This window comes from Clostridiaceae bacterium (assembly GCA_012840395.1).
Taxonomy (GTDB): domain Bacteria; phylum Bacillota; class Clostridia; order Acetivibrionales; family DULL01; genus DULL01.
Map to the genome: position 1 here is coordinate 1 of DULL01000097.1, position 11,545 is coordinate 11,545.

The 11,545-nt window shown below is 37.3% G+C and carries 13 protein-coding genes; 2 read left to right on the plus strand and 11 right to left on the minus strand.

The genetic code is table 11. From position 1 onward, the window contains the following. Positions 1-152: 152 nt before the first annotated feature. The 8 genes from GXX20_10680 to GXX20_10715 form a co-directional block, all read right to left on the minus strand. Positions 153-1,037, minus strand: a complete 885-nt coding sequence (locus GXX20_10680) for a TPM domain-containing protein (GenBank protein ID HHW32116.1) — start codon at positions 1,035-1,037, stop codon at positions 153-155. A 203-nt stretch (positions 1,038-1,240) separates the two neighbouring features. Further along, positions 1,241-1,861: a LemA family protein gene (locus tag GXX20_10685; protein ID HHW32117.1), complete on the minus strand. Its 621-nt coding sequence runs from the start codon at positions 1,859-1,861 to the stop codon at positions 1,241-1,243. A 175-nt stretch (positions 1,862-2,036) separates the two neighbouring features. Beyond that, complete coding sequence (locus GXX20_10690; GenBank protein HHW32118.1) at positions 2,037-2,987, minus strand: transketolase family protein; 951 nt, start codon at positions 2,985-2,987, stop codon at positions 2,037-2,039. Between the two features lie 2 nt (positions 2,988-2,989). Further along, on the minus strand, positions 2,990-3,835 hold the full coding sequence (locus GXX20_10695) for a transketolase (GenBank protein ID HHW32119.1): 846 nt from the start codon (positions 3,833-3,835) through the stop codon (positions 2,990-2,992). Positions 3,836-3,920: 85 nt separating this feature from the next. Beyond that, complete coding sequence (locus GXX20_10700; protein HHW32120.1) at positions 3,921-4,817, minus strand: YitT family protein; 897 nt, start codon at positions 4,815-4,817, stop codon at positions 3,921-3,923. Between the two features lie 367 nt (positions 4,818-5,184). Then, positions 5,185-5,397: a DUF1858 domain-containing protein gene (locus GXX20_10705; protein HHW32121.1), complete on the minus strand. Its 213-nt coding sequence runs from the start codon at positions 5,395-5,397 to the stop codon at positions 5,185-5,187. Between the two features lie 117 nt (positions 5,398-5,514). Continuing rightward, the gene (locus GXX20_10710; GenBank protein ID HHW32122.1) at positions 5,515-6,066 is read right to left on the minus strand and encodes a Fe-S-containing hydro-lyase; all 552 of its coding nucleotides are present in this window, start codon (positions 6,064-6,066) and stop codon (positions 5,515-5,517) included. A gap of 32 nt (positions 6,067-6,098) precedes the next feature. Beyond that, a complete protein-coding gene (locus GXX20_10715; protein HHW32123.1) occupies positions 6,099-6,941 on the minus strand; it encodes a fumarate hydratase in 843 nt (280 codons plus the stop codon). 193 nt (positions 6,942-7,134) lie between these two features. Between GXX20_10715 and GXX20_10720 the strand changes: the two genes are divergently transcribed. Both GXX20_10720 and GXX20_10725 read left to right on the plus strand, forming a co-directional pair. Beyond that, on the plus strand, positions 7,135-7,527 hold the full coding sequence (locus GXX20_10720) for a universal stress protein UspA (protein HHW32124.1): 393 nt from the start codon (positions 7,135-7,137) through the stop codon (positions 7,525-7,527). 177 nt (positions 7,528-7,704) lie between these two features. Further along, positions 7,705-7,980 (plus strand): HU family DNA-binding protein, encoded by a 276-nt coding sequence (locus GXX20_10725; GenBank protein ID HHW32125.1) that lies wholly within the window; start codon positions 7,705-7,707, stop codon positions 7,978-7,980. A gap of 133 nt (positions 7,981-8,113) precedes the next feature. Here GXX20_10725 and GXX20_10730 read toward each other — a convergent pair whose 3' ends face one another. The 3 genes from GXX20_10730 to aroA all read right to left on the minus strand — a co-directional run bounded on the left by GXX20_10730 (position 8,114) and on the right by aroA (position 11,289). Beyond that, a complete protein-coding gene (locus GXX20_10730) occupies positions 8,114-8,614 on the minus strand; it encodes a shikimate kinase (protein ID HHW32126.1) in 501 nt (166 codons plus the stop codon). A gap of 72 nt (positions 8,615-8,686) precedes the next feature. Then, on the minus strand, positions 8,687-9,868 hold the full coding sequence (aroC, locus tag GXX20_10735) for a chorismate synthase (GenBank protein ID HHW32127.1): 1,182 nt from the start codon (positions 9,866-9,868) through the stop codon (positions 8,687-8,689). A 149-nt stretch (positions 9,869-10,017) separates the two neighbouring features. Next, positions 10,018-11,289, minus strand: coding sequence for a 3-phosphoshikimate 1-carboxyvinyltransferase (aroA, locus tag GXX20_10740; GenBank protein HHW32128.1), 1,272 nt, complete (start codon positions 11,287-11,289; stop codon positions 10,018-10,020). Positions 11,290-11,545: the final 256 nt, after the last annotated feature.

Sequence of the window (11,545 nt, forward strand, 5' to 3'; positions counted from 1 at the left end):
ACATAGAAGATGTCATCCTTTCTGTTAAATATTTTTTTAATCAACTATATCTTAACAGGATGCCATCTTCTTTTCCAATTTACTGGAATTTTATCCCTCTATCCCTACAGTAATTTTACGCTAACTATAAGCAACTACAAAGGCAATCACTATTAATACTTACCACTACTGCCTCCGCCGCCTGATCTTCCGCCTCTGCCAAAGGAACCTCCGCCAAAGCCGCCTCCTCTGAAGCTACCTCCTCCGAAGCTGCCTCCGCCAAAGCCGCCTCTGCCACCACCCCAATGTCCTCCTCTGCCGCCACCATAAAAGCTGCTCCAGAAGATGATTTTTAAAATTGTTGAAGTTATTTTAAACTTAAATATTACACCATCAAAAACAAAAAACATTATAAGAAAAATTGGTCCAAAATTAATGCCCCTTGTTCTTCTGACGGGTTCTCTTTCTGGAACATAAGGATGGTCCGAAGGCCATTCATTCCTGATATTACTTTCGAAATCAAGCTCTCCATCATCAAGTTCTACATTATATTCTTTCAGTATTTTTTCAACTACTGCTACATATCCGTTATAAAGTCCCAAATCATAATTTCCTGCCGCCAGATATGGATTCATATATTCTTTACGTATATTTGACGTACCAATATCAGTTAATATATGTTCAAGCCCATAACCTACTTCTATTCGTAAGTTTCGGTCTTTGACGGCATTTAATATCAGTACGCCATTATCAACATCCTTTTGCCCGATTCCCCATTTTTCAAACAGTTCAGCACAATAACTGTCAATATCCTGATCTCCTAAGGTATCAATAGTTACCAGTACTACCTGGGCACCGGTTTTCTTTTCAAGTTCCTTACCAATGCTGGCTATCCTGTTTTCCACATCCTGGCTAAGTACATTGGCAAAATCATTTACAAAAAAAACGGTGGTAGGAGATGGATACTCTCCCTCTGCGTAAACTACCGGAGAGATAACAGAAAAGAGGATTAACACAATAGTTAGTGTTCTCAAAAATTTTCCGTGTCCTTTTCTCATTTAATTAAACTCCACCCCCTTACTTATGCCTGTCTGATATTACAGGCTATATATATTTATTATATATTACTCAACTTATCCCGAACTACTAGAAATATTTAATATTTAATATTTAGTATTTAACATTTAACATTTAATATTTAATACTTAATATTTTATAAACTTAATAACTATAAATTTACTAAATAGATTAACTTCAATGTTTAGCTTCCAAAATCAATTTTGCTTCTTTCTTTAGCATAGTCTGATGCTTCAAAATAATCTTTAGGAGTAAAACCCATAAGCCTAGCAAATATATTGCCAGGGAATCTGCTAACTTTAAGGTTATAATTTTCAACAGCTTTTATAAATCTGCTTCTTTCAACAGAAATCCTGTTTTCCGCTCCTTCAATAGCCTCCTGCAGGTTTTCAAACTGGGCACTGGATTTTAAATCCGGATAATTTTCTATCACAATATTAATCATTTTTTCAGCAGCAGTTCTGGCTGCAGCATCTGCATCAAGCTTACTTTTCACATCCTGAGTCTGGCTTTCTAAAATTTCTCTTGCAGTATCAAATTCAGCTCTTGCCGCAGCAATTTTTTCAAGAACCCCCTTTTCATGCTTGCTGTATTCCTTGACTACCTCAACCAGGTCGCCAATTTTGTCAGCTCTTGCCTGCATCACGTTTTCAACCTGGCTCCATTTGCTCTTTACATCCTGCTCTGCGCTTACAAGTCCGTTATATGAGGAAACCGCACTACCTAATAATATAATCACTATCAGTGCTGCTACTCCCCATTTCATCCATCTTCCCCAAGGATATGCATTGTAATTGCTAACCACACAAATCACCCTCCTTTAATAGTTAATCTCGAATAATTGCTATAGGGTAAATAATAAATAACATTGAGTATTACTCTACACTCTATATTATAATGATATTTAATATTTGTCAAGTAAAAAAAAGATAGGATTATTATATATTATCCTATCTTTATCATTATATCTTATAAACATGTTATTTATGTGCTTTTTTTGCATCTATAGCTTCTTTGGCCTTTTCAGCTATGTTGGCAGCAGTGAGCCCGTATAATTCTAACAGTAAATTAGGTTTTCCTGATTTACCGTATTTATCCTGTATTCCTACTCTTTTTACAGGAACAGGATAATTTTCAACTACAACCTCTGCCACTGCGCTTCCAAGTCCGCCAATTATATTATGTTCTTCAGCAGTTACAATCGCACCTGTTTCTTTTGCAGCTTTAATAATTAATTCTTTGTCGATTGGTTTAATTGTATGAATATCAATTACTCTTGCACTAATGCCTTCCTTAGCCAAGATATCCTTTGCTTCTGTGGCGTATTGAACCATAAGACCTGTAGCAATTATTGTTACATCCGTGCCATCTGCAATGGTAATTCCTTTTCCTATTTCAAATTTAAAATTGTTTTCGTCATAAATTACAGGAGTAGCTAAACGCCCAAGTCTCAGATATACAGGGCCGTTATATTCAATGGCAGCTTTTACTGCATGCCTTGTTGAAACAGCATCTGCAGGACATATTACAGTCATGTTTGCCAAAGACCTCATTATTCCTATATCTTCCACAGCCTGGTGAGATGCGCCGTCTTCTCCAACAGATATACCTGCATGTGTAGCTGCAACCTTAACATTTAATTTTGGATAGCATATGGAATTTCTAATTTGTTCACAACCTCTTTCAGCAGCAAATATTGCGAAAGTTGATGCAAACACTATCTTGCCGCATGTGGAGAGCCCTGCTGCCACAGCCATCATATTGCCTTCTGCGATTCCCATGTTAAAAAATCTTTCTGGATACTTTTTCTTAAATGTATCAGTTTTTGTTGATTTTGAAAGATCTGCATCCAGGACAACTATTCTGTTGTCAGAACCAAATTCAGCTAATGCATTTCCGTATGCTTCTCTTGTAGCAATCATTTTTGCCATTTCTATTCAACCTCCAATCCGGATAAGTACGCGTCCAACTCGGCTATTGCCTGATCTCTTTGCTCTTTGTTGGGGGCAGTGCCGTGCCATCCTGCCTGATTTTCCATATAAGATACGCCTTTGCCTTTAGTACACTTACATACTACTACTGTAGGAACACCCTTGGTTTTCTTTGCTGTTTCAATGGCCTCTTTTATTTGAGCTAAATCATGCCCGTTAACAACTAATACATTCCAACCGAAGGCTTTAAACTTATCTTCCACCACTTCAGGAGACATTACATCAGTTATTTTTCCATCAATCTGCAAACCATTATGATCTAGGAATGCAGTTAAATTGTCAAGCTTATAATGGGCAGCTGCCATGAATGCTTCCCAAACCTGGCCTTCCTGGAGCTCTCCGTCCCCAAGAATTGCATAAACCCTGTAATCTTTATTATCCAGTTTACCTGCCATTGCCATTCCTACGGCTGCAGATATTCCTTGTCCCAGGGAACCTGTCGACATATCAACTCCTGGTACATCTTTCATGCTTGGATGTCCTTCTAAGTAACTATCAACACTTCTGAACTTTAATAGCTCTTCCTTAGGGAAAAAGCCTTTTTCAGCCAGTGCAGCATATAATGCAGGCGCACAATGTCCCTTTGACATTACAAACCGGTCTCTGTCTTCCCACTTTGGATTCTTTGGATCAACTCTCATTTCATCAAAATAAAGAACAGTTAAAATATCTGTACAGGATAGAGAACCTCCCGGGTGCCCTGACGAAGCCTGAAAAACTTGCTCTATTATATGCTTTCTGATCATCGTTGCAGTTTTTTTCAGATTATTTAGTTTTTGCTTGTCCATCGTCACAACTCCTTTAATTGAAATTTCTCACATTAGTATACTACAGGGTGCAAGAATAGTCTACTCCTACTCCTGCTCCAAATCTCTAATCATAATCTTTAAATCCTTCACCTAATACTTCTCTAACTTCTGTTAATATTACGAAAGCACTGGTATCAACTTTTTTTACAATTTCTTTAAGCCGTGTAATCTCGTTTCTATGTATTATGCAATAAAGAACTTGCTTTTCGCTCCGGGTATACATACCCATTCCTTTTAACGCAGTCACTCCTCTGTCCAGTTCATACATTATTTTTGAGGCTATCTCATCTGATTTATCAGATATAATTAACACGGCCTTTGCATAATTGACACCTTCAATTATTATATCAATAAATTTTGAAGAAATAAATAGAGTTACCGTAGCATACAACGCGAGCTTTACACTATGAAAGAATAAGGCTGCCAGTATAATTACAACAGTATCAATAAATAACAAGCTTTGACCTATGGTAATCGTAGGCATAAAGCGATTTACTATGGCTGCTGCAAGGTCGGTACCCCCTGTAGTCGCTCCTGCTCTGAAAACCAGTGCCAGACCCACTCCCATTAATGCTCCTCCGAATATCGAATATAGAAGAAGATCTGGGGCAGAAGATACATCATCAAACATCAGAAGATATTTTTGAGAAAAACTTGTTGCAAAGGGCTGCATAATATCTATAATTAATGAAAGAGAAATTGTACCGTACAGTGACCGGAAAGCAAACTTTGTCCCGATTATTTTTATACCCATAAAAAAAAGAGGAGCATTAATTGCAAACATGGTTATACCCAAAGGGAATTTTCCCTTACTTATATGGTAAATGACCGTTGCTATTCCTGTTACTCCGCCTGGCGCAATTTTATAGGGTGAAAGAAATATATTAATTGATATGGCTATAATAACAGAACCAACTGTTATTATTAAATAATCCAAAAACTTTTTCTTCATGCTTCCCATAGTATCACCTTATACCCACTTTTAATATTCTTCTTTTAATGTCCTTATTTAATATCCTTTTTATTTTTTCAGTTATCTGTCCTTTAAATTTTATAAATAGAATATAATTAATACATGCATAAATTTATTATTCCTGTATAATGTGGAAAAAAATCCTTGAAATCAGGAATATTGAAGAAATTGACAAATATTCATGCGGAATAAGGAAATAATGCCGAAAAAGATAATGATGTGGAATAGTAAATAATAGCGGATTTACAAATATTAATGCAGAATAATAATCAAAAAGGGCTGAAGTAAAATAAATTTACTTTCAGCCCAAATAAAAAATATTATGACAAACGCTGGATAACCCACTAAGATGTTTTTATTTTCCTTCTACACTTTCCAGATAATTATTAAGTTCTTCTACAAGTTTGTCAGCATCTATTCCATGAACTGCACAAGCTTCTTCAATACTTTCCATTGAAGAAGAAGGGCAACCCAGGCAATGCATTCCACTATTCAAAAAAATCGGTATAGTTCCTCTATCTAATTTCAGAACTTCTCCTATAAGCATATCTTTTGTTACTTTTGCCATATAAACCCTCCTATATTAGCATTAATTAGCATTTTGCTCTTAAATTAGCATTTCGCTATTTAATTATATAACATGCTCTTAATAAAATATACCCCTATTTATGTGTACTTAACCGAATTATTTTACTCTATATTTTTCCTTACCAATTTTATACAAATCATTACCTTCGCTGTCAATTATCACATAAGCCGGAAAATTTTTTACCTCCAGTTTTCTTATGGCTTCTGTCCCAAGGTCCGGAAATGCAATTACTTCCTGCTTCACAATAGTTTTGGAGATGAGAGCTGCAGCTCCTCCAACAGCTCCAAAATAAAGAGAGCCATATTTAACCATGGAATCTATAACTTCTTTACTACGCAGTCCTTTTCCAATCATTCCTCCAATGCCAAGTTTTATTAACTCCGGTGCATAAGCATCCATTCTTCCGCTTGTGGTGGGACCTGCTGAACCTATTACTCTTCCGGGGGCTGCAGGGCAGGGACCCACATAGTATATTATTTGTCCGGCAACATCAAAGGGCAGGGTTCCCCCCTCCCTTATTAACTCTATGAGGCGTTTATGGGCAGCATCCCTTGCTGTATAAATTGTTCCGCTTATATATACTATATCTCCGGCTTTTAGTTTTTGGATAACATCTTTTTTCAAAGGTGTCTGAATATAATATTCCATGTTCTCACCATCCTAACACTTTAGTTTCTTGGTTACAAAACCGCCCCTACATGCCTTGTAGCATGACAGCTTATATTTACCGCTACAGGAAGTCCGGCAATATGAGTTGGAAATACTTCTATATTTACAGAGAGGGCAGTAACTCTGCCACCAAGGCCCCCAGGACCTATCCCCAGCTTGTTTATTTCTTCCAGCAATTCTTTTTCAAGATTATTTAGGTATTCTACAGGATTAGCCTTCCCGACAGGTTTCAACAGAGCCTTCTTCGCAAGTATCGCTGCCTTTTCCATGGTACCTCCTATGCCTACTCCTACTATAATGGGAGGGCATGGATTGGGTCCGGCTTTATCCACAGTATCAATAACAAATCTCTTTACTCCTTCGATTCCATCTGAGGGTTTTAACATTGCAAGGCCGCTCATATTCTCACTGCCAAATCCTTTTGGCATCATTGTAATTTTTAGGGAATCACCCTCTACAATATCATAGTGTATTACAGCAGGAGTATTATCGCCTGTATTCTTTCTGTAAATAGGATCTTCTACAACAGAACTCCTCAAATAACCATTCCTATATCCCCTTCTGACTCCTTCATTTATAGCTTCTGTAAGTGAACCGCCTTCTATATGCACATCTTGTCCAACTTCTGCAAAAACTACCGCCATTCCTGTATCCTGGCAAATAGGAATTTTTTCTTCAGCTGCAATTTGTGCATTGGATATCAATTGTTCCAGTATACTCTTTCCTATATCGGATTCTTCGATGTCAATACTATTTTTTATAGCTGTCTCAATATCTCTCTGAAGGAAAATGTTTGATTCAATAGCCAGTCTTTCAACTGTTTCAATTATTTCTTCTACTTTTATTATCTTCATGGGCTCCTCCGTAAATAATAGCATAATAATAGGAATTTCTGAGTTTTTCCATTGTTTTTAATTATATATTATCAAATTAAGAATTAACAGTTAAATATTTAATGGGACATTAATCTCAGCCTCTGATATAATAATAATGTAATAGAATTCGTTCTAGTGTTGCCGGTGTTACGGAAGGAGAAGACAGTTTACAATGCCTAACAATATATTGGTGTGTGTCACACAGCAAAAAACCTGCGAGAAACTTATCAGAAAAGCCGCAGAGCTAAGAGACCAATCTCTTAACAGTCCCTATGAAATACAGCTTTTTGTACTCCATGTAGCCAAAAATGACTGGAATTTCCTTGATAATGCTAAAGAAGGAGAAGCCTTGGATTATCTTTTTAATATTTCAAAATCCGTAGGTGCAGAACTAACAGTATTAAAATCAGACGAAATAGCAAAATCAATATCTGACTTTGCAATAGAAAATAATGTAGGCAGAATTATTATGGGAACTTCTCCCGGAGACCACCAAGAAAATAAATTTTACAACAGGCTTAAAGCGCTTCTGGGAAACTCGGTTGATATACAGATAGTACCTTAATAACCCTTTTGTCAACAAAAAATGATATTTTTTCAGTCTTATTCCTTATTTGTTCTAACCAGTACAAAAGTACCTAAAAATATTGGTAAATATGGATTATTTTTATGCTAAAAGCTTGACTTGAAGCTACTTTCATTATAGAATAATGTCGAATCCCAAGTTTAGGAGGTAGAGTTTATGAATAAAACTGATTTGATAAATGCTGTTGCAGCAAAATCCGGACTTAGCAAGAAAAATAGCGAAGCAGCAATTAATGCTTTTATATCATCAGTTGAAGACGCTTTAAAAGCTGGAGAAAAAGTTGTACTCGTTGGATTTGGTACTTTTGAAGTAAGAGAAAGAGCAGAAAGAAAAGGAAGAAATCCCCAGACTAAGGAAGAAATAATTATACCTGCTTCAAAAGCACCTGTTTTTAAAGCAGGAAAAGGCTTAAAAGAGATTGTAAACGGATAGCATCGACATACTTATTATCCAATAAATCATTTACATAAACAAGGCCTTATTAACTCGAGTTAAGAGGTCTTGTTTATTTTTTATCTATCTTGTTTATCTTTTATCTATATTCTTTTATTCATTTTATTCTATATCATTTCACACTAATTATATCAATAATTTCCTTAGCAAGTTCTACAGGTCCTCTTTCAGAACAATCAATTATAATATCAGCATATTTCTCATAAAGTGGATTTCGTTCATCAAACATATCCTGTAAAGATTGATTTTCATTCCTGGCGAATCTTCTGTCAGCACCTGCCCTTTCAATGAGCAATTCAAACTTATTCTTCAAATATACTATTACTCCATCTTTCTTAAGATGACTCATGGAAAGTGGACTGTATACAACACTGCCACCGGTTGCAATTACTGAATTTGCAGTGTTCAACTTAAGTATAATCTTTTCCTGTATATTCAGGAAAGCCTCCCGGCCTTCTTTAGCGACTATATCTTTTAGCTCTCTTCCCTCAGCTTCTTTTATTAATAAATCAGTATCAATAAACTTCCTTTTCATAATACCAGCAAGAGTTTTACCTACCGTACTCTTTCCTGAACCAGGCATTCCAATCAGAACAATATTAGACTTTTCCAAACAATCCCTCCTCCTTATCCCTGTTCTCGTTTATACTCTTTATTCTTATGTTCATTATTTCCATCTTCCTCGTTATAATCTGTCCCATTTTGGGTCTATTTCTGTGGAAACAGCCCTGTAACCCTTTGCCATCAGAATAGCGTCCAGCAGCGCAATTCTGACCATGGCTTCGCAGACAGGATATATTCTGGGGCAGAGAGAAGGATCACTCCTGGATGCAAATAAATGAGTCGTATTACATGGCTTCTCAATATCCACTGTTTTTTGTTCCTTCATAATTGTAGGGGTAGGCTTTACTGCAACACGAATGCGGATTTCCTCTCCGTTTGAAATACCGCCGAGAATTCCTCCTGCCCTGTTTGTTACAAATCTTATTCTCCCGGATTCTTCGTCATAATAGGGTGTGTCATTTGCCTCAGAACCCTTAAGACTGGAAAATCCGAATCCTTCTCCAAACTCTATACCTTTAACTCCGCCTATGGACATTATTCCATGAGCTATGGTAGCACTCAGCTTGTCAAAAACCGGTTCACCAAGCCCTGCGGGCACACCTCTCGCAATAACCTCAACAACTCCGCCGCAGGAATCTCCCTGGGATTTCACTCTAAGAAGGTCTTCTATCATCGCCTTTGCAGCTTCTTCATCAGGGCAATTTATCTCATTTTTTCTGTAATTATTTTTTGCCATTTCATAGGTTATGGGTTTTGCTTTAATTCCATGGGATTCTGTAACAAACCCGATAACGTCAATGCCCATTCTATCTAAAACAGCTTTTGCCACAGCTCCACCGGCAACTCTTGCAGCAGTTTCCCTGCCTGAGGCGCGGCCTGCTCCTGCCCAATCAGCAAATTGTCCGTATTTCTTATAATATGTATATGAAGCCTGGCCAGGTCTTATAAAGTTCTTATTTTTTCTGTGCTGCTCAATATGGATATCTTCTATATCACTGTTAGGAATTATCATACCCACCGGAGCACCTGTAGTAAGATCTCCTTCCATGACTCCGGAAAAAATAAACACCCTGTCTTGTTCCTTTCTAGGTGTATGCAGGGAGGATTGTCCCGGCTTTCTTTTGTCTAATTCTTCCTGAATTAATTTATTTGTAATCTTTATTCCAGGTGGAACACCATCCACAATTACCATTAACCCGCCATATAATTCCGCAGGTATATCCTTAACTTTACGGAATCCTCCTCCATAGGACTCCCCAGATGTAGTAATCCTGAAAACCCTGCCAAATGTATTCCCCATCATATATATACAACTCCTTTTGCCTCTTACTTCATATTAGTTTCGAACACCCTTGACTGAACCGGAAGGTCAGGGACGATTTTCCGAAGCAAAGGGACGGTTCTCCTGCTTCGAAGCATAGGGACGGTTCTTCTGCTTCCGGTGTTTCCGCATTAATCTATTATTTCAATTTCACCGCCACAAGATTTAACTAATTCAACAAAATCAGGAAAAGTTACATTTATAGCTTCAGCTGTATCAATAATAGTTTCACCTTCCGCATTTAAGCCTGCTACCGCCAGCGCCATAACAATACGATGATCACCATGGCCTTTCACTTCACAACCTTTTAGCCTGCTTTGCCTTATTATGAGTCCGTCAGGAAGCTCCTCCACATCTGCACCCATCTTTTTCAATTCTTTATACATAACGTTAATACGGTCTGTTTCTTTTAGTCTGGCCTGGGGAACATTCACAAGTCTGGTTTCTCCTTCTGCAAAACATGCTGCCACCGCTAAAGCCGGCAATGCGTCAGGAATTGAATTCATGTCAATTTCTCTTCCTTTAAGTCCATTTCCCTGAACAACCACAAAATCTTTATGTATACTTACATTAGAACCCATATCTTCAAGGATCGAAAGTACTGTTTTATCTCCCTGAGGATCAGTAATGTCCAGATTATCAATGGTTATCTCTCCTTCTGATATAGCAGCCATCACCATGAAAAAAGTCGCTGAAGAAAAATCTCCCGGAATAGTAACAGAAAAAGGCTTGTATGATTGATTTCCTTCTATAAAGAATTCTTTAAAGTTATTATTTTTATACCGTATACCCTGCCTGTCAAGCCACCACATAGTCATTTCCACATAAGGTATTTCATTGAGCTCTGTCAGCACTAATTCCGTGTCACGCTCAAACAAAGGTGCATTTATAAGTATGGATGAGAGATATTGGGAAGTTACAGAACGAAGGCTTGTAGTTCCTCCCTTTATTCTGCCTTTTACAACTACAGGACACATGCCATTTCCTCTGGTAGAAAAGGTTGGAGAACCCAGATTGTTCATAGCCTCTATTAAAGAAGCCATAGGCCTCCTCCTGATTTGTTCGTCTCCCGTAAATACAGAATACCCATCTCCCAGGGCAGCAGTTACAACTCCAAACCTCAAAGTTGTTCCTGAATTTCCTACATCAATAATATTCTCAGGAGTAATGGGCTTACCTCCAAAGCCTCTTACAATAAACCTGTCTTCTGTTTTTTCTATTGTAGCACCCAAAGCTTCACAAACTTTTACTGCCGATAATGCATCATTTGAAATCAGAGGATGCACTATTTCAGACTGGCCCTTTGAAAGGCTGGCAATAAACAAGGCTCTTATAGTATGAGATTTAGACCCTGGAACTCTGATTCTTCCAGAAACACTTGACTTTCTAACTTTTAATAACATATACTACCCTCCCTGCCACTGATTCAAAAAATAAATCAGTATCCTACCATGCTACGTTCATATATAAAAATATATAATTTATAAAATATTAATATATACCTTTCATAAAGTCAAACACAAATAGGAATTTGATAGCGTTAATTTACTGTAGGGAAAAGAAGTATAGATAACACCCTGATATTTAAGTTAGTGCAACCATTCCCGGTCACGCCCTTGACAACAAGCATCTCCCATATGGGTTTGTCAGCCAGGGCGG

Bases quoted from the DNA above. Each gene is read 5' to 3' on its own strand.
- GXX20_10680 (HHW32116.1), bottom strand. From the start codon at position 1,037: ATGAGAAAAGGACACGGAAAATTTTTGAGAACACTAACTATTGTGTTA.
- GXX20_10710 (HHW32122.1), bottom strand. From the start codon at position 6,066: ATGGAATATTATATTCAGACACCTTTGAAAAAAGATGTTATCCAAAAA.
- GXX20_10725 (HHW32125.1), top strand. From the start codon at position 7,705: ATGAATAAAACTGATTTGATAAATGCTGTTGCAGCAAAATCCGGACTT.
- GXX20_10690 (HHW32118.1), bottom strand. From the start codon at position 2,987: ATGGCAAAAATGATTGCTACAAGAGAAGCATACGGAAATGCATTAGCT.
- GXX20_10715 (HHW32123.1), bottom strand. From the start codon at position 6,941: ATGAAGATAATAAAAGTAGAAGAAATAATTGAAACAGTTGAAAGACTG.
- aroC (HHW32127.1), bottom strand. From the start codon at position 9,868: ATGATGGGGAATACATTTGGCAGGGTTTTCAGGATTACTACATCTGGG.
- aroA (HHW32128.1), bottom strand. From the start codon at position 11,289: ATGTTATTAAAAGTTAGAAAGTCAAGTGTTTCTGGAAGAATCAGAGTT.
- GXX20_10705 (HHW32121.1), bottom strand. From the start codon at position 5,397: ATGGCAAAAGTAACAAAAGATATGCTTATAGGAGAAGTTCTGAAATTA.
- GXX20_10720 (HHW32124.1), top strand. From the start codon at position 7,135: ATGCCTAACAATATATTGGTGTGTGTCACACAGCAAAAAACCTGCGAG.
- GXX20_10700 (HHW32120.1), bottom strand. From the start codon at position 4,817: ATGGGAAGCATGAAGAAAAAGTTTTTGGATTATTTAATAATAACAGTT.
- GXX20_10695 (HHW32119.1), bottom strand. From the start codon at position 3,835: ATGGACAAGCAAAAACTAAATAATCTGAAAAAAACTGCAACGATGATC.